Origin of the sequence: Bradyrhizobium sp. USDA 4538 (assembly GCF_024171045.1) — a bacterium.
In the GTDB taxonomy this organism is placed as follows: domain Bacteria; phylum Pseudomonadota; class Alphaproteobacteria; order Rhizobiales; family Xanthobacteraceae; genus Bradyrhizobium; species Bradyrhizobium australafricanum.
The window spans coordinates 8,887,824-8,911,287 of sequence record NZ_JALJZE010000001.1; the positions used below are offsets into that span (position 1 = coordinate 8,887,824).

At 61.7% G+C, this 23,464-nt stretch carries 22 protein-coding genes and 2 pseudogenes; 12 read left to right on the forward strand and 12 right to left on the reverse strand.

Annotated elements, in window-relative coordinates; genetic code table 11:
- Window positions 1-5 precede the first annotated feature (5 nt).
- The 3 genes and pseudogenes from J2R78_RS41050 (at window position 6) to J2R78_RS41060 (ending at window position 2,583) form a co-directional block, all read left to right on the forward strand.
- Window positions 6-1,208: an ABC transporter substrate-binding protein gene (locus J2R78_RS41050; RefSeq protein ID WP_253610039.1), complete on the forward strand. Its 1,203-nt coding sequence runs from the start codon at window positions 6-8 to the stop codon at window positions 1,206-1,208.
- Between the two features lie 317 nt (window positions 1,209-1,525).
- A pseudogene (locus J2R78_RS41055) lies at window positions 1,526-2,014 on the forward strand (M48 family metalloprotease); the annotation flags it as partial.
- Entirely contained in the window at window positions 2,002-2,583 is a 582-nt protein-coding gene (locus J2R78_RS41060) for a hypothetical protein (RefSeq protein ID WP_225648231.1), read from the forward strand. The pseudogene J2R78_RS41055 and the gene J2R78_RS41060, both read left to right, overlap by 13 nt.
- A gap of 342 nt (window positions 2,584-2,925) precedes the next feature.
- Here J2R78_RS41060 and J2R78_RS41065 read toward each other — a convergent pair whose 3' ends face one another.
- The gene (locus J2R78_RS41065; RefSeq protein WP_225648230.1) at window positions 2,926-3,660 is read right to left on the reverse strand and encodes an IclR family transcriptional regulator; all 735 of its coding nucleotides are present in this window, start codon (window positions 3,658-3,660) and stop codon (window positions 2,926-2,928) included.
- Window positions 3,661-3,751: 91 nt separating this feature from the next.
- Here J2R78_RS41065 and J2R78_RS41070 point away from each other — a divergent pair, with 91 nt between their 5' ends.
- The 9 genes and pseudogenes from J2R78_RS41070 (at window position 3,752) to J2R78_RS41105 (ending at window position 12,193) form a co-directional block, all read left to right on the forward strand.
- Entirely contained in the window at window positions 3,752-4,432 is a 681-nt protein-coding gene (locus J2R78_RS41070; protein ID WP_225648229.1) for an RraA family protein, read from the forward strand.
- 2 nt (window positions 4,433-4,434) lie between these two features.
- Window positions 4,435-5,697: an aconitase/3-isopropylmalate dehydratase large subunit family protein gene (locus J2R78_RS41075; RefSeq protein ID WP_253609229.1), complete on the forward strand. Its 1,263-nt coding sequence runs from the start codon at window positions 4,435-4,437 to the stop codon at window positions 5,695-5,697.
- On the forward strand, window positions 5,694-6,191 hold the full coding sequence (locus J2R78_RS41080) for an alpha-IPM isomerase (RefSeq protein ID WP_253609230.1): 498 nt from the start codon (window positions 5,694-5,696) through the stop codon (window positions 6,189-6,191). Before J2R78_RS41075 ends, J2R78_RS41080 begins: the two co-directional genes overlap by 4 nt.
- 104 nt (window positions 6,192-6,295) lie before the next feature.
- Complete coding sequence (locus J2R78_RS41085; protein ID WP_253609231.1) at window positions 6,296-7,366, forward strand: alanine--glyoxylate aminotransferase family protein; 1,071 nt, start codon at window positions 6,296-6,298, stop codon at window positions 7,364-7,366.
- A gap of 64 nt (window positions 7,367-7,430) precedes the next feature.
- On the forward strand, window positions 7,431-8,405 hold the full coding sequence (locus tag J2R78_RS41090) for an extracellular solute-binding protein (RefSeq protein WP_225648225.1): 975 nt from the start codon (window positions 7,431-7,433) through the stop codon (window positions 8,403-8,405).
- A 4-nt stretch (window positions 8,406-8,409) separates the two neighbouring features.
- Window positions 8,410-9,471, forward strand: a complete 1,062-nt coding sequence (locus tag J2R78_RS41095) for an ABC transporter ATP-binding protein (RefSeq protein WP_225648224.1) — start codon at window positions 8,410-8,412, stop codon at window positions 9,469-9,471.
- Window positions 9,468-10,235: pseudogene (locus J2R78_RS45490) on the forward strand (ABC transporter permease); the annotation flags it as partial. The gene J2R78_RS41095 and the pseudogene J2R78_RS45490, both read left to right, overlap by 4 nt.
- Window positions 10,236-10,568: 333 nt before the next feature.
- Complete coding sequence (locus J2R78_RS45495; protein ID WP_375167145.1) at window positions 10,569-11,105, forward strand: ABC transporter permease; 537 nt, start codon at window positions 10,569-10,571, stop codon at window positions 11,103-11,105.
- Between the two features lie 17 nt (window positions 11,106-11,122).
- Window positions 11,123-12,193, forward strand: a complete 1,071-nt coding sequence (locus tag J2R78_RS41105) for a low specificity L-threonine aldolase (protein WP_253609233.1) — start codon at window positions 11,123-11,125, stop codon at window positions 12,191-12,193.
- A gap of 194 nt (window positions 12,194-12,387) precedes the next feature.
- Here J2R78_RS41105 and J2R78_RS41110 read toward each other — a convergent pair whose 3' ends face one another.
- The 11 genes from J2R78_RS41110 to J2R78_RS41160 all read right to left on the reverse strand — a co-directional run bounded on the left by J2R78_RS41110 (window position 12,388) and on the right by J2R78_RS41160 (window position 23,451).
- Window positions 12,388-13,737, reverse strand: coding sequence for an IS701 family transposase (locus J2R78_RS41110; RefSeq protein ID WP_253609234.1), 1,350 nt, complete (start codon window positions 13,735-13,737; stop codon window positions 12,388-12,390).
- A gap of 419 nt (window positions 13,738-14,156) precedes the next feature.
- Window positions 14,157-14,342: a hypothetical protein gene (locus tag J2R78_RS41115; RefSeq protein ID WP_028345431.1), complete on the reverse strand. Its 186-nt coding sequence runs from the start codon at window positions 14,340-14,342 to the stop codon at window positions 14,157-14,159.
- A gap of 49 nt (window positions 14,343-14,391) precedes the next feature.
- The gene (locus tag J2R78_RS41120; RefSeq protein ID WP_253609235.1) at window positions 14,392-15,501 is read right to left on the reverse strand and encodes a WD40 repeat domain-containing protein; all 1,110 of its coding nucleotides are present in this window, start codon (window positions 15,499-15,501) and stop codon (window positions 14,392-14,394) included.
- A gap of 8 nt (window positions 15,502-15,509) precedes the next feature.
- The gene (locus tag J2R78_RS41125) at window positions 15,510-15,818 is read right to left on the reverse strand and encodes a hypothetical protein (RefSeq protein ID WP_225646134.1); all 309 of its coding nucleotides are present in this window, start codon (window positions 15,816-15,818) and stop codon (window positions 15,510-15,512) included.
- The gene (locus tag J2R78_RS41130; RefSeq protein WP_253609236.1) at window positions 15,815-16,264 is read right to left on the reverse strand and encodes a hypothetical protein; all 450 of its coding nucleotides are present in this window, start codon (window positions 16,262-16,264) and stop codon (window positions 15,815-15,817) included. Before J2R78_RS41130 ends, J2R78_RS41125 begins: the two co-directional genes overlap by 4 nt.
- A 14-nt stretch (window positions 16,265-16,278) precedes the next feature.
- Complete coding sequence (locus J2R78_RS41135) at window positions 16,279-18,318, reverse strand: sigma-54-dependent Fis family transcriptional regulator (RefSeq protein ID WP_253609237.1); 2,040 nt, start codon at window positions 18,316-18,318, stop codon at window positions 16,279-16,281.
- A gap of 121 nt (window positions 18,319-18,439) precedes the next feature.
- On the reverse strand, window positions 18,440-18,934 hold the full coding sequence (locus tag J2R78_RS41140) for a hypothetical protein (protein WP_253609238.1): 495 nt from the start codon (window positions 18,932-18,934) through the stop codon (window positions 18,440-18,442).
- A gap of 139 nt (window positions 18,935-19,073) precedes the next feature.
- The gene (locus J2R78_RS41145; protein ID WP_253609239.1) at window positions 19,074-19,754 is read right to left on the reverse strand and encodes an MIP family channel protein; all 681 of its coding nucleotides are present in this window, start codon (window positions 19,752-19,754) and stop codon (window positions 19,074-19,076) included.
- A gap of 110 nt (window positions 19,755-19,864) precedes the next feature.
- Window positions 19,865-21,496 (reverse strand): molecular chaperone GroEL, encoded by a 1,632-nt coding sequence (locus J2R78_RS41150; RefSeq protein WP_253610040.1) that lies wholly within the window; start codon window positions 21,494-21,496, stop codon window positions 19,865-19,867.
- 122 nt (window positions 21,497-21,618) lie between these two features.
- Entirely contained in the window at window positions 21,619-22,422 is an 804-nt protein-coding gene (locus J2R78_RS41155) for an iron-sulfur cluster assembly protein (protein ID WP_253609240.1), read from the reverse strand.
- A gap of 6 nt (window positions 22,423-22,428) precedes the next feature.
- Window positions 22,429-23,451, reverse strand: a complete 1,023-nt coding sequence (locus J2R78_RS41160; RefSeq protein ID WP_253609241.1) for an amidohydrolase family protein — start codon at window positions 23,449-23,451, stop codon at window positions 22,429-22,431.
- Between the last annotated feature and the right edge of the window lie 13 nt (window positions 23,452-23,464).

Below are 23,464 nucleotides of genomic sequence, written 5' to 3' on the forward strand. Positions count from 1 at the left end.
ACCACATCATCAACCGGGCGCTGATAGCCGGCGCGGTGTCAGCACTGCTGGCGGTACCTGCCTATGCTCAGAAAGCCTACGGTCCCGGTGCCAGCGATACCGAGATCAAGCTCGGCCAATCGACGCCGCTGAGTGGTCCCGCATCCGCGTTCGGCGCGGGCGCCGGGCGGGCGGTGGTCGGCTACTTCGAGATGCTGAATGCCAAAGGCGGCATCAACGGCCGCAAGATCAACTTCACGCAGCTCGACAATGCCTACAGCGCGCCGAAGGCGGTCGAACAATCGCGCAAGCTGATCGAGGACGTCGGCATATTGGCCGAGGTCGGCACGATCGGCACCGCGCCCAACGTCGCGATCCAGAAATACCTGAACGCCAAGCAGGTGCCGCAGCTGTTCATCACCGCCGGCGGACGCCGCTTCAACGATCCCAAGGCCTTTCCCTGGACGATCCCGCTCTATCCCGACTTCGAAACCGAAGGCCGCGTCGTCGCCAAATACATCCTCACCGTAAAGCCGGACGCCAGAATCGGCGTGCTTTATCAGAATGACGACTATGGCAAGGACTACCTGAAGGGCCTCCGCGCCGGCCTCGGTCCGAAGGCCGAGCTGATCGTCGCCCAGGCCTCCTACGAGCTCGCCGATCCGACGATCGACTCGCAGATCGTGCAGCTGAAGGCCGCCGGCGTCGACACCCTGATCGAGCAGTCGTCGTCGAAGGCCGCCGCGCAATCGATCCGCAAGGTTTACGAGCTCGGCTGGAAGCCCCTGCACGTGATCGGCGGCTCGACCGCGTCGGTCGAAACTATCCTGAAGCCCGCAGGCCTCGAAGCATCGAAAGGACTGGTCACAACGCAATTCCTCAAGCAACCGGGCGATCCAGCCTGGGCAAATGATGATGAAGTCAAGGCCTACAAGGAGTTCCTGAAGGCGTACGCACCTTCAGCCAATCCGGACGACTATTCCGTGCTCGTGGCCTATATGAACGTGCACGCTGTGGAGCTGGCTCTGCGCAAATGCGGCGACGACCTGACCCGCGAGAACCTCATGAAGCAGGCTACCTCGCTGAATGGCGAACGATTGCCGATGATGCTCCCTGGCGTCGCGATCAGTACCCGGCCCGGAGACTACACACCCTTCAGAGCTCTGCGGATTGCGACATTTGACGGAGAAAGCTGGTCCTTGACCGGCGCCCCTCTATCGGCCGACTAGACCAGACCAGACTGCGGGCGAGAGCCATCAAGGCTCTCGCCGCGGCAAAGCCCAATAAATTGGCCTAGCCGCCCCGCGCCGTAAAACCCGATTTCCGATCAAACCCAACGGGCTAGACGCAATAACTACTGCCATGATTGCCTCTTGCCCATCCTACCTCAACGTTGGGGCGCATCATCTGCTCCCTCAACTTAGCGATTGCTTCTGTCGCTAGCTTTGAGGAGAATGTTTTTATTGTGCCGGAAGTTTTTCAGTATGTGCTTTTTGGATTGGCCCATTGAAGTCCAACAGGCGGCGCGCGCAAAGCAGACGCGCGGCGCAAGCGTTTGACCGAAGAACTCGTCGTCCGTTTTGCAAGGAAATTTCCGCAGATCACATACACCTTGATCTGGGACTCGCCACTAATAAACGCGCAGGCTTGGCGACTGGGAGAGCAGCGCAACGTCTATCTCTATGGCGGTTTCGTGCGGCAGCCTGCTATTACGCGCGCCGGATTGGCGCTCGCCTTGGCACATGAGACGGGACACCATCTTGGGGGAGCGCCCTACGACCCGGCCATGACCTGGATGACTAGCGAAGCGCAAGCGGACCATTGGGCTGCAGTTTCAGGCATGCCTAGCCTGTTTGGTAGCAGAGCAAAAAGATTAACCTTGCGAGGTGCCTGCGAGATCGCCGTGGTGCAACGTCAATGTCAATGCGGAGCAAATAGCGACGATAAAGAGGTGAACGAACGAGTTCTTCAATTCTATTCTAGCATTCAGCAGAGTTCGTCTGCTGGCATTGGAGAGAGCAAATGGGAGCGCTGATCAGAACTGTCGGAACACGCATGCTCATCCAGCATTTCAATCACGAATTTTGTGGCAGCCGACTTAACGACATTCGTACACAACATCCGATGGTTGATCCCAAGAATCAGTTGATCCAAGAGTATTTCAAGACAGATAAGGACCTGTTGTGGCTCACCAACAATATAAAGCACGGGCACGCCCGCAGGCCCGACAACAAATGCTTTCTTCCAGTCAAGAACAAGGATAAGGCCGCGCCGAACGCGATATCAAGATGGACTTGGTTCATCGACAAGGCGAATATTAGTGGGCTTGACGCCTTAACGGCTGCAAATCATGTAGCTGTCTGCGATGCGATCTACACAGGCTTGACCGGAGCTTCTAGCACCGGCGGCCGTTACGACCGAATTGAGTTCGATGCCATAGACGGAACGTCAGTAAAGGGAGCAGCGGATCAGTTTGTGCTGCAAGCTGAGGAGACGGACCCTGACGGCGCGAAGTACTACAAAGTTATTTTGGTCACGCCACCGATCCCGGCCGCTGCTGGGGGCGGAAGGCCGAAAAAAGATGATCAACCAGGAGACCCATAAAGAGCGGTGGGGAATTTCCCTCTGTCAGGGAAAAGGATGCGAATTGAGTGCCGAGCCTGCCCTTCAGGCGCTCTTTGCGCGCCTTCAGACTCACGAGGTGACCAAGCCATTTGCTGTCGAAACGGGCCTCGATGAGCCCACGTTGGCACGGGTACGCGCGATTCGCACTGAGCGGCTTCAGACCGGCAAGAACGTGCTCTTGATGGATTTTTCTGCATCTCTCGGTGCACCACCGTGTGCACACGCAGCTCTCTAACCAATTGAAACCCTTGAGCTCTCGCTCCAATCCATCACCACCCAGCTCGGGCAAGCTTCCGCCAAACAGCTCAAATTGGAGGAGGTTCAGGGAGAGCCGGTTTCCGCCGATGGTAAGCTGATGATGCGCGGCGCGCCGACCTCCCGGGGCAGTGGCGCGCCGAGCACAAGCGACAGCTGATGCGAGGCGTCGGTGAGCCGGGCCGCCAACGCCCCGAGATCGGCGCGACGTATGCGTTCGACGGGGCCGCTGACCGTCATGGCCCCCACCAGTGCTCTGTCGTGGCCGAAGACAGCGGTGGAGAGAGAGGCCGTCACGGCGTCGTAAATTCCGGAGCTGACAAAGATGTGCACGCCGTCATCTACCCGGTCCGCCCAACGGGCCATCCTCAGCACTTGTCCTGTCGAGGTCAAATCAAGCGGCGCGAGATTTGTGAGCCGTGCGACGTCGCGTACTAGTTGCGGCGAATCCACCCGAAATAGGCAGAGCCGGCTGTCACGTTCGCGCACGTGAAACGCGCTGCTCTCCAACGTCTGCTGGCTTAGCCGCTGAAGCACCGGCAGCACATGCTGTTCGAGATTGAAATTGGCCCGATAGGTGGTACCGAGCTGGAAAGTCTTCGCACCGAGTGCGTAGCGGCCGTCGCTGAGGCGGACGACGTAGCCGGCTTCGTCCAATGATACCAGCGAACGCATCACCGTTGGTTTTGCCAAACCCGTGATCTTGGCGATGTCGGCCAGGCTGCGCGAGCCGGCTCCAGCGAACGTATCCAAGATCGCCAGTGCGCGCTGCACGGCGGCGACCCCCTGCGTTTTCGGCATCGAAATCCCCTGTTCCGCCGATTCCGGGTTGACCTCGGCGTATCACCATTACACTATGCGTAACGGCGTTCCATTTTCAATGGGGTTCGGTATGGCCGTAGGGTTCAGGATCCACTCCCGCAAGCGCGCTGTCGCGGACGAATGGATCAAGCGGGCTCGCGCCCTTCCGGTCGCCAATATTAGTGATGTGATGTCACGCATGGCCTCGGGCGGCGCGACGCTCCGGCCCATGCATGCGGCCGGTGGCATGGCTGGTCCCGCTCTGACCGTGAAGACCCGCCCCGGCGACAATCTGATGGTTCACAAGGCGCTCGACATGGCAGTTGCCGGCGACGTCATCGTGGTCGATGCGGCTGGCGACCTTAGCAACGCAATCTTCGGAGAGATGATGCTCGCGCAGGCGGCCAGGCGCGGCGTCGCCGGCGTCGTCATCCATGGCGCGATCCGCGATGCCGCTGCGATCCGGGCGAACCCGCTGCCCGTATTCGCAGCGGGTGTCACCCATCGCGGTCCATACAAGGACGGTCCGGGCGAGATCAACGGGCCGATCGCGATCGGTGGCATGGTCATACTGCCCGGCGATTTGGTGTTGGGCGACGACGACGGCGTCCTCGCAGTTGCCGTCGACGATTGCCGAGCGGTGATCGAGGCCGCCGAAGCCAAGGGGGCTGCCGAGACCAAGCAAATGGCGGCGATCGAAGCCGGTACGCTCGATCGTAGCTGGGTCGACGCCTCGCTCCGCCGTCTCGGCTGCGAGATGCCAGAGGTCTAACGATGGCCGGGCGTACGATCTCCGAGAAGATACTTGCTCGAAAATCCGGGCAGGATGCGCAGGCCGGGGACCTCGTGGTCTGCGAGGTCGATTGCGCGCTCGGTACCGACGGTTCAGTCCCGATGGCGCTCGATTATTTCAAGGCGATGGGCGGGAAGAACGTGCACGATTCCGCGCGATTGGTCTTTGCGCTCGACCATTACGTGCCGCCCGCGAGCCCGCAAACGATCGAACTGCATCGCGTGATGCGAGACTTCGCCAAACGCTTCGGCGTCACACTGCACGAGGCCGGCGAAGGAATCGGCCACCAGCTCATCGTCGAGACCGGCCGCGCGCTGCCGGGCAGCTTGGTCGTTGGAGCCGACAGCCACGCCGTGACATACGGGGCGCTGAATTGTTTTGCGACCGGGATCGGCTCGTCCGACCTTGCCGCAATCATGCTGTGCGGCCGGATGTGGTTGCGCGTCCCTGACTCGATCCGCGTCGTTCTGACCGGAGAACTGCCGAGCGGCGTCTATGCGAAGGATGTCGCGCTGGCGCTCGCGGGCCGACTCGGCGCCGACGGTGCGGCCTATCAGGCGCTCGAATTCGCGGGGCCCGGCCTCGCCACGCTCACGCTGGAGGACCGCCTCGTCCTGAGCAATCTTGCGGTCGAGATGGGGGCGAAGACCGGCATCTTCCCGGCCGATGAAGAGACCGTCGCGTATCTGGAAGGTCGCACCGGCCAAGCCTTCGAACCGATCGCACCGGATCCGGATGCCCGCTACACCCGGACCGTGGAGATCGCGCTCGACGCACTCCCGCCGCAGATCGCGTTGCCGCATCTGGTGGATCAGGTCGTGCCACTCGAGGATGTGGCCGGTACGCCGGTGCAGATGGTCTATCTCGGCACCTGCACGGGCGGCAGGCTACGCGATTTCCATCAGGCCCGCGCCGTGCTCGAGGCGGGTGGAGGCGTTGCGCCCGGCGTGCAGCTCGTGGTCACGCCGGCATCGCGCGAGGTCCGCGACGCTATGGCGGCCGACGGCACGCTCGACGCCCTGGTCGGCTTCGGCGCGACGGTGGTCGAGCCGGGTTGCGGCTCCTGCTGCGGAACCTGCGGAGTGATCCCGGCAGACGGGGTTTCGGTGATCTCGACGGCCAACCGCAACTTCAAGGGCCGCATGGGGAACGCCAAGGCATCGATTTACCTCGCCTCCCCGGCTGCCTGCGCAGCCACGGCAACACGCGGCGTGGTGACTGATCCCCGCGAGGAGTCGCGATGACAGCTCTGCGGGGACGCGCGCGACTGGTTGGCGACGACGTCAACACCGACTCGATCATCAGCTCGAGCCGCAAGCGGGAGAGCCTCGATCCCGCCATTCTGAAGCAATTCCTGTTCGAACATGTCGATCCTGCCTTCGCAGCTTCTGTACAGCCCGGAGACATCCTGGTGGCGGGCAAGAATTTCGGTTGCGGTTCGGCCATGGAGGTCGCCGTCACGACAGTGCTCGGCGCCGGCATTCCGGCAGTGCTGGCTCGAGGATTCTCGCGGACCTACTACCGCAACGCCATCAACAACGGCCTGCTGCCGCTCGTCTGCGATACCGGCGGGATTAGTGAGGGCGACATCCTGATCTACGACGGCAGCGGCGCGATCCGCAACGAACGTAGTAGCGAGATGCTCAGCCCGGATCCTCTGCCACCGATCATGCTGGCGATCCTGCGCGCGGGCGGCCTGGTTCCCTACATGCGTCAGAACGGTGACTTCAAGCTATGACGGCCACAGAGACTTCCTCCGCCATCGCCTCGACAGGTTACCGTCTTCGGCTTCCCGGTCCAACTGAGGTGCCCGAGCGGGTGCGGCATGCATTGGCCCGGATAATGGTCAACCATCGCGGTCACGAATGCCGGACCGCGATCGGCGAGGCGGAGAAGATGATCCGTCCGATCCTGGGGACGACAAACCATGTCCTGTTCTTTGCGAGTTCCGGAACAGGCGTTATGGAGGCCGCGCTCGTCAACGTAGCCGGACCCGGCAGCCGGATCCTTGTGATCGAGCATGGTCAGTTCGGCGAGCGTTTCACCGCCATCGCGAAGGCCATGAACATCACGGTCGACACGGTCGCGATCGAATGGGGCCAGGCGATCGATATCGCCGCGGTGGAGACCCGGTTGCGCGAGCACACCTATTGCGCCGTCGTCGCCGTGCACAATGAGAGCTCAACCGGGATCGTGGCCGATCTCGCAGCGCTCGGCGCGCTCGTGCGCAACCGGCCAACGCTGCTGATCGCAGATTCTGTCAGCGGTCTTGGCGGCATCGAGATGCGGCAGGACGAATGGGGCGTCGATATCGTGGTCTCAGCCTCGCAAAAAGCCTTGATGTGCCCGCCCGGCCTCGCACTTGCCAGCGTGAGCGCCAAGGCGTGGCGCGTGATCGGGCAGGACAAGCAGCGATCGACCTTCTATTGGGATTTCCGTCGCGCGCTGAAATCCGCAGAGCAGAACGAGACCGCATTCACGGCGCCGGTGAGCCTCATCTACGGTCTGCGAGAGGCCTTGACGATGATGCATGAGGAAGGCTTCGCCAATGTGCTCGAGCGCCACAAGAAGCTCTCAGCCGCGCTGCGCGCCGGCGGCGCGGCGCTCGGACTAGCAGATTTTTGCCGCGATGGGCCGCGCTCGAGCACGGTCGTGGTCTTCAAGGTCCCAGACGGGCTCGAAGGCGGAGCCATCGTCCGGCAGCTCTACCAGGATCACCGCACGGTGATCGCAGGCGCCCGCAACCGTCTCTCTGGCCGTGTCATCCGGTTTGGCACGATGGGGGCTTTGAGCACGGGGACCATTCTGACCGACCTTCTGCATCTTGAAGACTCACTCACGAAGCTCGGCTTGCCGATTGAGCCGGGCGCCGGGCTCAAGGCGGCCACCGTGTACCTCGCTGCCACCACATGAGCGACGATTGAACCGATAAAGGCGAACTATGATGAGATGTCCTGCCTCCGTCCTCGCCAGAGTCGTGGCCCTCGCGGTATCGCTGTTCGCGGCCGGGCTGGCCGCGGCCCAGCAGAGCGTCGTGCTCTATTCGGCCAACGACGACACCGTGAACAAGCTTGTCGCCGAAGGCTTCGCCAAGGCGACGGGGATCAAAGTCGACGTGGTTTCGACCGGATCGGGTGTCCTTGTACGCCGTGTCGCCTCTGAGTCCGCCAATCCGCAGGGTGACGTAATCTGGGGTGTCAATGCGACGCTGCTGCGGCTGGCGAGTCCACATCTTCAGGCTTACCCGGCCACGGGCCGCGAAGTCGTGCCGGCCCAATTCCGCGATCCAAACGACCTTTGGCTGGGCACCAACATCCAGGTCGTTGTGATCGGGCAGAATACCAAGGCGATCGACAAGACCAGCGGGCCCAAATCCTGGGCCGACCTCCTCGATCCGAAATGGAAGGGCAAGCTCGCTTTCACCGACCCGGCCAATTCGGGATTCTCATATGCGGCCGCGACCACACTTCTGTCGCTGTGGGGTGCGGATGACGCGGCCTGGACGAGGATGGACGGGTTGCTTGCCAATGCGAAGGTGCTCAACCGCTCGACCCAGGTGTTCGACGGGATCGGTAGCGGCGAATATCCACTTGGCATCACCCTCGAATATGCCGGCTTCTTGTGGGCCCATAATGGCGCGCCAGTGAGCGTCACCTATCCGGCCGAGGGCACATATGCGGGCGTCGAGGGCGCGGCCATCCTGAAAGGCGGACCGAACCCCGGGCCCGCCAAGCGGCTGGTCGACTACCTGGCCAGCAAAGAAGTTCAGGAGATGTTGCTGAAAGCGACTTTCCGGCGCCCTGCCCGTCAAGATATCGAGCTCGAGGCAGTCGCACCCGGGATGCTGCCCTTCCGGGCGATCAAGGTGCTGCCTTATGACGACGCCAAATGGGAAGCGGCCCGGCGCGACACCCTCGCGCGTCTGAAGACCACGATCCAGAACACGCGCTGATCCCATGACCAGGATTCGGATTGAAAGTCTGACCCGCACCTTCGGCGCGGTGCGGGCCGTGGACGACATTTCGCTCGACATCAGGCACGGCGAGCTGTTCACGCTGCTCGGGCCTTCGGGCTGCGGGAAGACGACGCTGCTGCGCATGATCGCCGGCTTCGTGGATGTCGAATCCGGATCCATTTCCTTCGACGACCGGCGCATCGATGCCGTGCCCGCGCATCGCCGCAACACCGGCATGGTGTTTCAGAACTACGCGATCTTCCCGAACCACACCGTCGCCGAAAACGTGGCCTACGGGCTGAAGGCCAGGAAGGTCCCGGCTGCCGAGATCGCATCGCGTGTCGACAAAGCGCTCGAGCGGGTGCGCCTAGCAGGTTACGGTCCACGCTCGCCACACCAGCTCTCCGGTGGCCAGCTTCAACGCGTGGCGATCGCCCGCGCGCTCGTGATCGAACCCGCCGTGCTCCTGTTCGACGAGCCTCTCTCCAATCTCGACGCGCAACTGCGCACCGAAATGCGAATCGAGGTCCGACAGCTCCAGCAGGCGCTCGGCCTCACTGCGATCTACGTGACGCACGATCAGGAGGAGGCGCTCGCCATCTCCGACCGCATCGCCGTCTTGCGTCGCGGCAAGATCGAGCAAGTGGACACGCCCGAACGCATCTATCGGATGCCGCAGACTGCGTTCGTCGCCGAGTTCCTCGGTTCGACCAATGTGGTGCCGGGCATCGCCGGCGCTTTCGATGGCCGCAACACCCCTGTCGCGGCGGCCGGAACGGAGTTCTCGGTCAGAGGCGAGGTTGCGTCACCGGGCGCACCGGTGTTGCTGTCGGTCAGGCCGGAGGCCCTGCGGCTGGGAAGCAGTTCCGAGGGTCCGCTCGTCCAGGCACGTCTGGCGCTACGCGAATTTCTGGGCCCGATGCAGCGTCTCCACGCAACCTTGCCGGACGGCACCCAGCTACGGATCACAGCGCTCGGCGGCCAGGTACTTGATGTCTTGCCCGGCGCGCCGCTCACCCTTGCCTACGATCCTGCCCAGATCACGGCGTATCCGGCGCCATGAAACGCTTTGCCACCATCGTGGCGCTGGCGGCGCTGGTGCTGCTCGCGGTCTTTCTGCTCTACCCGCTGGCTCTCGTTCTGGATGCGAGCATACGGATCGACGGCACAGGCGGGCTGACGCTTGGGAATTTTGCGGCGATTGTGAAGAGCCGATACTACCTTGGCGGCATCGGCAATAGTCTGCTCTGCGCCGCGCTCGCGACGGCCTTCACATGCGCGATCGGCATCCCGCTCGCCTTCTGTCTTGCCCGGATCGACATACCGGGCCGCGCACTGCTGCTAACGCTTGCCTCCCTGCCGCTGGTCCTGCCCTCCTTCGTCAGCGCCTATGCGCTCGTGCTGCTGTTCGGTCATGCCGGCGTCATCACTAGCGCCTTGCGCGGACTCGGCATCCCGATCGGCTCGATCTATGGCCTACCCGGCATCGTCATCGTGTTCACGTTGACTCTCTATCCCTACGTCGTCATGCCCGTGATGGCCGGCTTCCAGGCCGTCGATGCTTCGATGGAGGAGGCAGCCCGCAATCTCGGCGGTTCACGGTCCTATGTGATCCGCACCGTGCTGCTGCCGATCGTGATGCCGGCGATACTTGCCGGCGGAATTTTGGTGTTCATTGAGGCGCTGGAGAATTTCGGCGTGCCAGCGGTGCTGGCTGAGGACCGCCCGTTCCTGGCCGTCGACATCTTCAAGCTGTTCGCCGGCGAATCTGACGCCAATCCGGCTGCTGCGGGTGCGCTCAGCGTGCTCCTGATCGCCTGCACGGCGCTCGCGCTTGTCGTTCAACGGCACTATCTCGGCAAGCGCCGCTTCTCAACCAATGCCCGCAGTGCGGCCGCGAAGCTGCCGCTGACACCGGGACCGCGGCTGGTGGCTACGGTCGTGAGTTGGGGCATTGTGATTGCCTCGCTGCTGCCTTTTGCAGCCGTGTTGATGATCTCCGTCCTGCGCTTCCGTGGCCCCGTGCTGACCTGGGAGTTCGGATTGGGCAATTACGCGACCTTGTTGTCGGGCTCCTATCGGCCGCTGCTCAACACGCTGATACTCGCCAGCATTGCGGCCATCGCCACTATGCTGATCGGCGCTCCGATCGGCTACGTGGTGGCCCGGCACCGCTCGCGCTTGTCAGGATTGCTCGATTTCGTCGGCATGGTGCCGTTTGCGGTTTCCGGTACGATCCTGGCGATCGGACTTATCATCGCGTTCAACAGCGGCCCTTTGATCTTGACCGGCGGCTGGCTGATCCTGGTCATCGCCTACGTCGTCCGCAAATTGCCCTTCGCGATCCGGTCGTCCTCAGCGATCGTGCATCAACTCGATCCCTCGCTCGAGGAAGCCTCAATCAATCTCGGGGTCTCGCCGAGCAAAACCTTCGCGACTCTGACGGTGCCGCTGATGGCGAGGGGCCTTGTCGGCGGGCTGGTGCTGGTCTGGATCACCGCAGCCTCCGAGTTGAGCGCAACTATCGTGCTCTATGCGAGCGGCTGGGTCACCACAACCGTCGTGATGTACCATGCCATCGAGGGCACTGGCGCGGGACTCGCAGCCGCCGCAGCCGCGGTGCTCATCCTGGTCACCGCAATCCCGTTGCTCCTGATCAACTGGCGCATAAGCAAACACGAAACGACCGTGATCTGACGGCGGCCGAGGACGGCATGAACGAAGCAACCAAAGCGCTCCCGAATTTTCGCAGCGACAACGTCGCGCCGGTCAGCCCTGAGATACTGCGAGCGATCGAGGAGGCTAATCGTGGCTCAGCCGCCGCTTATGGCGACGACGATTATTCGAAATTGCTGAATCAGCGCTTCTCGACGCTGTTCGAGACCGAGGTCGCGGTGTTCCCAGTCTCGACCGGCACGGCAGCCAATGCTTTGGCGCTCGCAGCCTGCGTGCGGCCCTACGGCGCGATCTATTGTCACAAGGAAGCACATATCGACACGGCGGAAGGCGGCGCGACCGAAGCCTTTACAGGTGGCGCAAAGCTTCTCACGTTGCCCGGCCGGCATTTTCGGATCGAGCCACCAATCCTGCGCGAGGTGGTTACCGGGGCGGCTTGGGGAGTCCGCAATCGCGCCCAGCCCGATGCGGTGTCGATCACTCAGGCCAGCGAATATGGGACGGTCTACCCTCTCGCCGAGATCGCCGCGATCGGCGAAATCGCCCGTGACAAGAATCTATCGCTGCACATGGACGGCGCCCGGTTCGCCAACGGCTTGGCGCGGCTCGGCTGCAGCCCGGCCGATATGACCTGGCGAGCGGGCGTCGACATCCTGTCGTTTGGAGCAACCAAGAACGGGGCGATGTCAGCGGATGCGATCGTGGTCTTCGACCACGACCTTGTTGAACCCCTGTCCTATCGGCTTCGCCGCGCCGGACAGACCGCGTCGAAGATGCGTTATGCGTCCGCACAGCTGCTCGCTTATGTCGAGGATCGCCTTTTTCTACGACTCGCGGCAAAGGCCAATTCCGTGGCTGCCTACCTTGGAGCAGGACTCGTCGCACTGCCTGACGTTCGGCTCGTCGCTCCGGTGGAAGCCAATTTGATTTTCGCCAAGCTGCCCGCACTAGCCATCGACCGGCTCACGGCGAACGGGCTGCAATTCGCGCGACGAGGCGACGAGGTGATCCGGTTCGTCGCCCGCTTTGACAGCACCGAGCAGGAGGCCGATGAGGTCATTGCCCTCGTCCGTCACGCGGTCACGGGACCAACATCAGCTGACTTGTGACGCCTGCGCGCCCCCTGTTGATGAACATAGAAGAGCAGTGTGGCGGACAAAGTGCAGCCCATGCGAACAGGGAGCGACCCAAACCCCACATTAACTCTATCGTCGACTGTAGTTGGTTCAGCTTCTCCCGAACGGCCGAATGCCGTGAGGAACACTAGCACTACTTTGGCAGATTGTGTTTTCGCCGCTGTTTTTCACGGATCTGCTTTCGGCAATATGGGCACTGCTGAGACGGCGGCCGAAGGATGAGATCGACGATGGCGTGACGTACGGCTGGCATGGTTGGCTGAGGCGGAGGCCCGTTGATTCTTTTTTTTCCGCCCCGCGTATGCGAGGCGACGATGTTGCAGGAAGGCGTAGGCAATCATTGTCATCAAGGCGTGGCGATGAAGACCTTGCCATGATCGCCCTTCGAAGTGATCAAGTCCAAGTTCCTCCTTCAACTGCTGATGCGCCTGCTCACAAATCCACCGTGCCTTGATGGTGGCGGCCAGCGTGCGCAGATCCGTCGCCGCCGGAAGGTTGGCCAGATAGTATTTCTTCTCCCCGGACGCACGTTGCTCGCCAATGAGCCAGGCTTCGTCGCCTGGGAGATGCTGCTGACCTTTATCCCATATCCGCTGCGGAGGGCCGTCGGCGGTCCGGACACGGAGAGCAGCAAATTGGGCTTTAAGCCGACCTTTCGTCCCGCTACGCCAACTCACGGTTTTCCATTTGGCGCTGGCGAGCATTTGTTCTGCGGCAATCGATAAGATATCGGGCACGTGGTGCTTTCGTGGTTTTCCGCGGACTTTGGTAATCGGCCAAATGAGCTTCACATCGACCGGATACACTTTCTGGTGCCGAGGGATGCCGACAGCCCAGGTCAGCCCGCGCTCTGTTAGCCCTTGTCGAAACGGTGCGCTGAGGCCGTATCCTGCATCCGCCAGCACACATCCAAAGCGCACGTTGGCTGCCATCGCGCGGTCAATCTCGGCTAGAGCAATCTCGGGCTTGGACCGTGCCGTTCGATGTTCGACTGGCACGCGAGCGCGCTTCAAACGAGATATGTCGCTTGTCCAACTGTCAGGCAGAAAGAGACGTAACGCGACCATCACGGGCACTTCGCCGCGAGCAAGCGTCAAAGACACCAGCGTTTGGCAATTTGCCGTTTTACCGAGAGCCGACGCGTATTGAGCCGCAACACCGACCGAGCGCTCACCCTTCTTGGGAAGTGAGGTGTCATCAATAACCAGCACCGCATCCCTGCCGCCGACAAGTCGGTCCGCCTGGTTGAGCAGCTCTGTCTCCAGCGGCGTCGCGTCCCAGACACCGTCCGCAATGAAATGGTGCAACTGGTCGTAGTTGCCCGAGGCAAGGCGCTCCGCCATCGGCTGAACGCTCTTGCGATCGCCCGGACCGATCAATCCCGCAACATACAGAGGACACATCCGCTGCCGGGTCTTATGACCCAGCCGGTCCAAGAACGGCATCAGCCAACGTTCGAGTTCGTCTTCCCATCCGGGCATGGTCAGCCCTCCCAGAGCCGACCACCCATGAATCATTGAAAAATTGATTCGGGAATCCTATAAAACGCGGCAAAATCAACAATCTGCCAAAGTAGTGCTAGCGTCTTCGCCACAATGCGCGAGCCAGCGGCTCGACCTCCCTCTACCCATCACCGCTTTGCAGCCGTCACACGTCAATTCAAGGAGGCCCTCAAGACTTGACGACGATAGATTTTTCTTGATCTCCCGGTGCACACGCGGCCTGTTATCTTTTTTCAAGACTTGAACTCTCGCTCCATCCATCATGGGCTGGTTTGCGCAAGCTCCAGCCAAATTGCGGCAGGTCGCCCCAAATTGCAGAAAATCAACGGGCGGGCACCGCTTACCATCACGGCTTCGCTGATCGACACACACAGTTCGTTCTTGTCCGGCTTAGCGCAATATCCGCAACAACGGCTATCAATCGTTGGCTTCGCTCAGCTCGTCGTTGCCGCACTTCGCTCGAAAGGTTTGTTTTCTGCGATGAACCTTGCCGCCAGCACGAGAGCGCCCATAGAGAACTCCTTGCCATGCGCGGCGATCATCCGCTCGGAAAGCTCGGCCAGCTCCTTGAAGTACTGATCTTTGCTGTCGGCTTCATTTAGCGATCGAGTAGACGTCATGGTACCCCTCCTAATGACAGCGGAAGACTTTCGCTCTGGCGCGGACCCGCTATTTGAAAATGTGGGAAGGAAACGTAATGATCGCCGCCTCCCCGTTATCCGAGCCGAATGCAAGATGCTGGCCATCGGCCGACCACCGAAGTGCGTGGACCGCGCCCCCGCCAGGTGGCTTGACGACCAGTTCGTCCGATTCCCCCATCTTGGCGACAACCACCATGCCGTCCCGGTACCCTGCTGCAATCAGCTGACCCTCGGGGTGTATATCTATTGCATCCACGAGTACGGGTCGGGCATGGCCTGTCGAAAGGCTGGCCGGCCGTTCGCTGTCGTCGCTCAGGCTGGAAATGTCCCACGCGATTATTCGATAAGCTCCGCTCGTGACAAGAACGCGGGAGTCCGTGCTCCACGCCAGGGATGAATTGTTCCCAGGATAACTGGAAATCCGAACGATCCGGGCATCGGCAAGGCGGACCAAGACGACGCCAGTCCCCACGATAGACGCGGCCAACCAGCTTCCATCGGGACTCCACGCCAAATTGGAAATTGGGCCGAGCTCGAATGAGGCCACCGGCTCTGGTCGTGCCCCGAAGGCACGAACAAGCACGCAATCGTCGACTCCCATCGCAAAGCGCCGACCATCACTTGATACAGCCAGTGCCGATGCATTCCTGCCCGCGCGCTCCTGGAGCCAGCCGACTTCGCCATTGGGATCGTAAAATATGACCGATCCACCGGAAGCGGCCAGAATGCCCCCGGCCTGCACCGGGGCGACGAGATCGATTGCGGACCCATGGTCCGCGATCAGATGCGTGACGCCGGATGGCGACACGCCGAGCAGCCGGCTGCGCTCATTTGCGACAAAGCCCGACGACCCGATCGAGGCGAGATGAAGCGGTGCGTCGCTAATGACGACCTTCGTCAATGGGGGCACCGGTTTCCGCCGCGGCGAGATTGTGGCGCGGCCTCCGTCCAGCGCGATACGACAGCGATCCTGCGGCCGCTCGATATCGGTCAACGGAGCGATTGCCAGCGCGCCATCGGTGAGCGCAAATGCGACTGCGTCTCCAGCGAAGGCCGTACTGGTGACGGGCGCCCGCACCGTCCAGTGCCGCCCGAGCAAGTCATAAAGCGTTGCAGTCTCTGCTTCCATCGTGTCCATCGAACGTCTCACCTGCCGGCGGCAATCCGCCTGTCAAGATCGTCAAGGCGTCGTTCCAGTACGGCGCATTGAGTGTCGCATGCTGCCATGCCGGCGGTTGCGCTTTTCAGGCGCGCCCGTGCTTCCTCAAGCGCCTGGGCGAGCGCATGCGAGGCGCCTGTCGTGGCAATCTCACGCTCAATCTCCTGAATCTCGAATTCCGCACCACCGCCAAGCTGGAAGTTCAGAAGATTGCGCGATTGAGCGGCCGATATCTCCTGAACGACAGCCAATCGTTCCTTCAGCACTTCGATCAGGATCGGAGGATCGTCACTCATGAGTCCGCCTCGATCTGAGTCAGGATCCGCTGCAGGCCTCCGACACCAGATACAAAGTGTTGCTGCGCGTCATTGATGTGAGATTGCAGCGAGTCCCACAGATCGACCCTTAGCAACCGCGCCGGATCGCCGGCCATCGTCTCGATGACCTGAAGGCCGAACTGGTGCCGTAAGCCGATTCCCTTCAAGACGAATTCCGAAAGCTCGCGTGCATGCGTTTCGACGAAGGGACGCAATAGCGGATGCGCACCGTAACTGATATCGCGCTTTGCGAGTTCGACCTCGATGAACACGATGAAATGCCTAACCAGCAGATTCTGGCTTTCGCCAAGCAGTTGCACCACGAAAGTGACATCGCGGTCTGCGCGTGCAAGGATCTGCGATGCGATTGCCACAGCGTTGGTCGCCCCCTCGCCGCCGCTCTGCTCTTTCCAGACAGCCGCCATGCCTCATCCCGCCTTCAGGTCCGGGAACGGTATTGGTGCAATTTTCGATACAGCGTCGCGCGCGAAAGCCCGAGCTTCTCGGCAGCGGCGGCAATGTTACCACCTGCATTCGCGACCGCCCTCTCGATGGTACGGCGTTCCACTTCGTCGAAACGCGCAATCTCATCGCCTCCTGATCCCGTCGAGCTCTGCCCCACCTGCACGGACACCGAGGAGGGCTGAGCCGACGCCATTTCCACGAAATCCTCCGGCAAATCCCGGGGAGCGACGATGCCGGTGATCGTCATCAGCACGAGGTTCTCGACCAGATTGCGCAGTTCGCGAACATTCCCCGGCCAGCTATAGCGCCGCAGCAACTCCATCGTCGTTGCCTCGAAATGTAGCGGTTGGGTGCTGTAGGTCTCCGCAAACTGCCTGTTGAAATGATCGATCAGGATATCGACATCACCCAAACGCTCACGAAGTGGCGGTATGGTGAACTTGACGACACCGATCCGGAAGTACAGGTCCTTGCGAAAACGCCCCTCCGCCACTTCCTGCTTCAGATTCCGATTGGTCGACGCTACGAGCCGGACGTCCACAGGTCGCGCCTTGCTGTCACCAAGCCTGTACACCGCGCGCTCCTCCAGCACACGGAGCAGGTAAGGCTGCAAGTCCATCGGCATCTCGCCGATCTCGTCAAGGCTGAGCACGCCGCCATTGGCAAACTCAAACCGTCCGGGCCTGCCCTCGCGCGTCGCGCCGGTATAAGCGCCCGGCGCATGCCCGAACAATTCGCCGCCGAGAAGCTCCTTGGAGACCGCACCGCAATTGAAGGCAATGAATGGCTCCTTGCCCGTATTTTGGCTGGCGGCGTGAACCAGACGGGCGAAGAGTTCCTTGCCGACGCCCGTCTCACCCTCGAGCAGGATTGCCGTTCGTCCAAGCGCCGCCCGCTCAATCTTCTCGATCGTTTGCACCAGCGCGTCACTGCATCCAACAATCGCTTCCTTGGCCGAGACAAGTGCGGTGTGGGCTGCTGGCGACATCTGGGATCGGGCAAGCCTGGCGCGTGGCTTCGCCGCGAGCACAAGCATCGCGCCCTTCACCACGCCGTCGACCACCAACGGCTCGATCCGCTGCTCGCGCAGTTCCTCGGGCAGCCCTTTGGCGAGGTCTCTCGCCAAAAAGCCCTCGTCACTTGGGAGAAGCTGCTGCCCGATACTCAAGTCATGCGACTGCGCAATCCGGTGCCAGCGGACGGATGCCATGTCGTTGTGGTGAATGACCCGGCCGAACCGGTCGAGAATGACAACCCCGTCAGCACTATTCATTCCCGGCATTCGGGAAATGCTCGCCTCGAGAAGCCGTATTCTCTCGATGCGGACCTTTTCCGAGAGCGCCAGTTCGATGTGATGGGCCGCGACCACCGCCAGGGCCACATTGTGCCGATGAAAGATTGCCTGAGGTCCGGAAAAGTCTACGATGCCGATGATGCTGCGGTCTATCGGACTGCGAATGGGGCTACCGACACAAGTCCATGCCTTGATGCCCTCCGAGAAATGCTCGGCCGCATGGACATGAACCGGCTTTCCCGTGACCAGCGCTGTGCCAATGCCATTGGTGCCGGTGACCGCTTCGGCCCAGGCCGCGCCGGCTTCCAGGCGAATATCGTGCCCTGCATCAATGGTCCGCCGATCGCCCCCGACCTCCAGCACGACGCCGTTCCTGTCGGTGATGACGACCATCGTTGCGGCGTCACCAAGCACCTCGGCAATGCGGCGGAAAGTCTCGGCGCTCGAACCAAGCAGGTCATCGTTCTTCAAACGCAGCTCATAGAGATCATCCGGCGAGGCGAGGAGATTACTGCCCTTGCCACGAGCATCGACCCCGGACTTGACACTGCGTTGCCATGACTCCTCGATGAGACCGCGCACCGGAGCGTTTTCGCGCCTCAGGTCTCCGAAGGTCAGGAAATTTTCCCATGCCTTGTTGGTTTCGCCCTCATCGTATGGCCGCCCCTGCTCCGCGTCCGAAGCTTTGTAGCCTTCCAGGGAAAACGGCGGCTTGGCCATGAGCGTTTCCGTCAGCATTGGAGCACCATACGTCCGTTGGCAAACAGCAACCCGATCGGCAAACACAAACTGAGCCGGAGCCCATCGGGATCACTTTCCCTACAGGCTCCGCTCACGCAGATCATTCGACGCTTCTGGAGATCGCGTCCAGGCCGAGGCGACCTGAGATGAGCTGTTCAAGGTGGGCTTCCGACGTCTCGTCGGGCACACTCACTCCCTCAAGGTCGGCCAGGACCCTGTACAATTCGTCGTCTAGCGGCTCGAAGATCCCGTTCTCGCGTGTCGCCAGAGCGAAGTATCGCGATTGGCCGTTGCCGCGCAATTCGCCGACAAAATCGAGCTGCCGTCCCGATGCAAGATCGGCGATCACGACGCGACCGTTATGGCTGATCCGCACATAGGGCTCGGCCTCCTTTGGACGGGCCGGCGGCGTGGACCAGAGTTTGCCCGATGGCTGCGGTTGCGGAGGAGGCGTCGGATTGCGCAGCTGCTGCCAACGCCCGAGTGTCAGATGATTGGCGAGCGCGTTGATCGTGGTGCGGTTCTTCTGAAGGAAGTCCTTGGCCGCCACCTCTTCCCGGTGCGGACCGTCGCGCTTGGAGATGATGTAGACCATGTCCCTTTCCTCCCGCCCGGCTGATCGGATGAGCCTGGAGGCTTGTTACACTGCCTCCTTCGGCTCATGCCGGGACTTTCAAGATTGTAACCCGTTCCGGATCGTTGTCACGGTGCAATCAGTCATGCGATCGCGAACGTCACGCCGTCGCCACCATCTGGCGCGTCACCCCCGCCTTGAAGACGTAACCGGACAGTGCGGCCCCCAGGCACGGCGCTACAAAATAGAGCCACACCTGTGACAGCGCATCGGAGCCAGCAAACAATGCAGGCCCCAGCGAGCGCGCCGGATTGACCGATGAGCCCGACACGGCAATGCCGGCAAGATGGATCGCGACCAACGTCAGACCGATCACCAACCCGGCATAGGCAGACGCCGCTCCGTTTTGCGTCGCACCAAGGATCACCGTCAGAAACAGGAAGGTTGCCGACGCTTCGAACACAAACGCAGATAAAACACCGTACTGGCCCCAGCCATTCTGGCCAAAGCCGTTCGCCGCGACATCGTAGCCTCCGACCTTGCCTTCGGCGATGAGGTACAGCACGGCTGCAGCCGCGATTCCTCCGACGAATTGCGCAACGATATAGCCGGAGAAATCCCGCGGCGACATCCGCCCGGCGACGAGCATCCCGAGGCTGACGGCCGGATTGAGATGAGCACCGGAGATATGTCCGATCGAATAGGCCATTGCGACCACGGTCAGGCCGAATGCGAACGTGACGCCCAGCAAGCCGACCTCAGCTCGCATGAAGATCACGGTCGCACAGCCAAAGAACACCAGCGCGAACGTACCGATAAATTCCGCAACATACTTCTGCATAGCTCCCCCTCCCTGGTGATGGATTCGATATCGAGGCCTCTGTCCCCCTGGTCGCGGCCCGCATCGTCTCCTGAGACGGTGCGGTGGAACGCGGACCGCGTGCACGTGCCTCATGCGCGGCCAAGCTTCTCCGCTCCGCCGCCCAATGCCGGCCCTTGTGTCGGATCGATGTACTCCGGCACATCGGCAATCAGGGTGTTGGTGGTCAGCACGAGCGTGGCGACGGAAGCGGCGTTTCGAAGTGCCGTATAGGTCACCCGGACGGGGTCGATGATGCCAGCCGACACCATGTCGATGAATACGCCGTTGGCGGCATCGAACCCGACCCCTGCCCGGGAACTCTGCAGATCGGCTATGACCGTCTCCGCATCATGGCCTGCGTTCCGGGCAATGAAAGCGGCGGGACGCGACAGGGTTTCGCGCACCAGCTTGATGCCCTCACCCAGATCGCCATTGATGTTGCCGAGTGTGCGCGTCACCACCGGCGCGCACTGCGCCAACGCCGTGCCGCCACCGGGCACGATGCCCTCCTCGACCGCGGCGCGGGCCGCGCTGAGCGCATCGTCGATCAACTGGATCGTCCGCTTCTGCTCGACGGGAGTGACGCCGCCTGCAAGGATCACGGCGGTCCCGCCCGACAGCTTCGCCAGCCGCTCCTTGAGCTTGTCCTGTTCGATGTTAGGCGGTGCCAGATCGTGCTGCTTGGCCACCTGCTGACGCCGCGCCGCAATCGCCGCATCGTCGCCGCCACCGCGAATGATCACCGTTTCCCGCGCGCTGGCCCGCACCTGCCGTGCGGTCCCGAGATCGGTCAGGCCGGTTTCTTCCAGTCTGCCGCCAAGCTCGCGCGCGATGACCCGTCCGCCGGTGATGATGGCGAGATCGTCCATCATTGCCTTGCGCCAATGACCATAATCAGGCGGATTGACCACCAGGATCTTGCCGCGATTGTCATCGCCGAGCAGCGTGACGACCACTTCCGGCGCAATCTCCTCGGCGACGATGACGAGCGGCCGCCCGGTCGCGGCAACGGTCGCACGCACCGCCACCAGCTCGGCCGGCGTTTTGATCTTCAAGTCGGTCAGGAGGATGTACGGCTGATCGAGCACCACCTCCATCTTTTCGACATCCGTCACCATGTGGTGGGAGATGTAACCGCGATCGAACGACATGCCCTCGACGACTTCGAGCGTCGTGCTGGTCGTCAACCCGTAGTCGGAACTGATGATGCCATCCTTGCCGACGCGCTGGACCGCCTCCGCAATCAGACCGCCCAGATGGGCGTCGGTCGACGCAATCGTGGCCACCGCCTCCAGCGTCTTGCGGTCCGATACGACGATTGCCGAGCTCTTCAAAGCATCGACAACGACCTCGACGGCCCGGTCGATCCCTTTGCAGAGATCGACGGCCTTGGCGCCCCGCTCCAGTGCTGCAACGCCTCCCTGGATGAGGCCATTTGCAAGCACCATGGCGGTGGTCGTGCCGTCGCCGGCGACCTCGTTGGTCTGCATCGAGACCTCGCGCACCACCTGCGCACCCATGTTCTCGAAGCGATCAGGCAGTTCGATTTCAGAGGCAATGGTGACGCCATCGCGCGAGACGATGGGCGTGCCGATCGGCCTGTCGACCATCGCGTTCATGCCCTTGGGACCGAGGGTCGATTCGACCGCCGCTGCAAGCTTCTGGACCCCGCGCGCGAGAGCACGGCGGGCTTCGGTATGATGTAGTAATACTTTCGGCATTGGCTTCGCTCCCAAGCGGTCGGATCTTGTTGTCTGATTGGGCGGACTTGCTGACCGCTCCGGTTCTTGGCGCTTCCGGGCAGCGCGCAAAACGCACTCCCACGCTTCTAGCTCCTCTAAGGTCAGGGGCTGCCCGATGAAGCAGCACAGCGGCTGCCACAGCCTCCGCACGGTGACGGCGTCCGTCCAGGATTGCCGTCGCTGAGTCCGCGATCGCGGACAGCAAGCAGGCCTCTGCACAATGAACTGTTGAACTCCATATTGATGCGCACTCCCCGCAGCCGCTGCAGATAAGACGCCAGTTCGTGCCGTTTGATGGGGGCCCCCTCGTAGGTGACAAACGTGCGATCCTCCGGGAGGCAGGCCAGGCCTGCTTCAATCAGAAGCTCGCGATAGCGGGGCTTCTGGCGCGCAACATCCGGCGAAGCGAACTCGACCTCGTCAAAGCTACGCAGACTCATCCGGCAGATCTCCGGATCCTCATAGCCCAGCCCCCGCAAGGCCAGTATCATGACCTCCTGGCGCCGCTCGAACGCCTTGCGGCGGAACTTATCCCGCAATTCGTCAAGCGAGCCTCCAGGCGCAAACTCCTTGAGTGCATCGGCAAACGACCTCCCTTCGCGGACACCAAGGTTGATCTGCTCCGCGACCATATGGTCCCGAAGCTGCGGCCGCGCCTCGCGAACCCACGACAGCGACGACACCGCCCGGCGCATGTCGTCGGCCATGAGGAATGCGAAGTTCGCCGAACACCAATATGTCGGCAACCGAAAGACGATATCGACATCACCATCGTCGTCGACGGTGACATGCTCGACGAATCCGAGATCGGTCACCGACTCGTCGAGTTCGGGGTCTGTGACCAACGCGAGGCGCTGCCACACCTCGCTGGTCCTTCGGTCATGCTTCAAGAACGGCGCGTTCATGTGATGTCACCCCGCCGCGGTCGCGTAGGTACCTTTGGCAAGCTTCGCCTTCTGCGCCTCGACGTCCACGCCATAAAGCCGCGCAGCGTTGAGACCGAGGATCTTCTTCTTGGCCTGCGGCGTCAGATCGACACCGTGCTCCTGCTTTAGATCCTCCGGCAGCTCGAAGTTCCAGAACTTCTCGACCAGCCAGCGGGGCGTCCAGATGGCATAGTCGCTGCCGAACAGAATCTTGTCCTCGCCGACCCAAAACAGCAATTCGCTGATCACTTCCGCGAAATACCGGGGACGTCCGTGAATGAACGGAAGCGCGACCGCAAGGCCGCCATAGACGTTGGTCTCCTGCACGGCGATCCAGCAGAAATCGTCCAGTCTGGGCAACCCGCAATGCTCGATGATGAAATTCAAGCCCTGGAAGTCGGTCGCCGCATGATCGACGTCGTGAACATCGAATGCATCCTTGTCCAGCGGGATGATGGTCGGCCCCTTGTGGACGTGGATGTTCGTGATACCGAGCTTCTGGCAGAGCTCGAAGCAACGATAGGCGTTCGGATCGGTGAGCTTCCAGCCCCGCGACTCGCCCTTCCACTCGGCGGTGTAGAGCTTGACGCCCTTGATGCCGAACGTTTCTTTCATGTAGTGAATATATTCCAGCGCCCGCTCGCCGTCGCGCGGATCAAATGCGCCGTTGACGATGAAGCGGTCCTTGTACTTCTTCGCCATTTCGGCGTTGCGGTCGATGGTGTTGAATCCATTCTTGTAGAATTCCGTGAGGTAGGTCGACTGCACGATGGCCATGTCGTCCGGACCGTCGACGAACAGATCGCGGTACATCTGCTCTGCGCTGTACTTCTCGAACTGCTCTTTGGGCCATAGCTTGTCCTTTGGACTGAGCGAGCTGTGGTAGGCATAGAAGCAATCAATGAACTGCTTGCCGTGAATGTTGAGCTGGTTCGCCGGACTGCCGTCCCAAAAGTGGGTGTGACCGTCGATGACGAAGACTTCCTCGCCCGTGGGAGTTATGAACATGATGGTCTCCAGG

Bases quoted from the DNA above. Each gene is read 5' to 3' on its own strand.
- J2R78_RS41105 (WP_253609233.1), top strand. From the start codon at position 11,123: ATGAACGAAGCAACCAAAGCGCTCCCGAATTTTCGCAGCGACAACGTC.
- J2R78_RS41120 (WP_253609235.1), bottom strand. From the start codon at position 15,501: ATGGACACGATGGAAGCAGAGACTGCAACGCTTTATGACTTGCTCGGG.
- J2R78_RS41150 (WP_253610040.1), bottom strand. From the start codon at position 21,496: ATGCCGAAAGTATTACTACATCATACCGAAGCCCGCCGTGCTCTCGCG.
- J2R78_RS41115 (WP_028345431.1), bottom strand. From the start codon at position 14,342: ATGACGTCTACTCGATCGCTAAATGAAGCCGACAGCAAAGATCAGTAC.
- J2R78_RS41075 (WP_253609229.1), top strand. From the start codon at position 4,435: ATGGCCGGGCGTACGATCTCCGAGAAGATACTTGCTCGAAAATCCGGG.
- J2R78_RS41135 (WP_253609237.1), bottom strand. From the start codon at position 18,318: ATGGCCAAGCCGCCGTTTTCCCTGGAAGGCTACAAAGCTTCGGACGCG.
- J2R78_RS41140 (WP_253609238.1), bottom strand. From the start codon at position 18,934: ATGGTCTACATCATCTCCAAGCGCGACGGTCCGCACCGGGAAGAGGTG.
- J2R78_RS41145 (WP_253609239.1), bottom strand. From the start codon at position 19,754: ATGCAGAAGTATGTTGCGGAATTTATCGGTACGTTCGCGCTGGTGTTC.
- J2R78_RS41125 (WP_225646134.1), bottom strand. From the start codon at position 15,818: ATGAGTGACGATCCTCCGATCCTGATCGAAGTGCTGAAGGAACGATTG.
- J2R78_RS41065 (WP_225648230.1), bottom strand. From the start codon at position 3,660: ATGCCGAAAACGCAGGGGGTCGCCGCCGTGCAGCGCGCACTGGCGATC.
- J2R78_RS41095 (WP_225648224.1), top strand. From the start codon at position 8,410: ATGACCAGGATTCGGATTGAAAGTCTGACCCGCACCTTCGGCGCGGTG.
- J2R78_RS41070 (WP_225648229.1), top strand. From the start codon at position 3,752: ATGGCCGTAGGGTTCAGGATCCACTCCCGCAAGCGCGCTGTCGCGGAC.
- J2R78_RS41060 (WP_225648231.1), top strand. From the start codon at position 2,002: ATGGGAGCGCTGATCAGAACTGTCGGAACACGCATGCTCATCCAGCAT.
- J2R78_RS41155 (WP_253609240.1), bottom strand. From the start codon at position 22,422: ATGAACGCGCCGTTCTTGAAGCATGACCGAAGGACCAGCGAGGTGTGG.
- J2R78_RS41110 (WP_253609234.1), bottom strand. From the start codon at position 13,737: ATGATTCATGGGTGGTCGGCTCTGGGAGGGCTGACCATGCCCGGATGG.
- J2R78_RS41130 (WP_253609236.1), bottom strand. From the start codon at position 16,264: ATGGCGGCTGTCTGGAAAGAGCAGAGCGGCGGCGAGGGGGCGACCAAC.
- J2R78_RS41080 (WP_253609230.1), top strand. From the start codon at position 5,694: ATGACAGCTCTGCGGGGACGCGCGCGACTGGTTGGCGACGACGTCAAC.
- J2R78_RS41160 (WP_253609241.1), bottom strand. From the start codon at position 23,451: ATGTTCATAACTCCCACGGGCGAGGAAGTCTTCGTCATCGACGGTCAC.
- J2R78_RS41085 (WP_253609231.1), top strand. From the start codon at position 6,296: ATGGTCAACCATCGCGGTCACGAATGCCGGACCGCGATCGGCGAGGCG.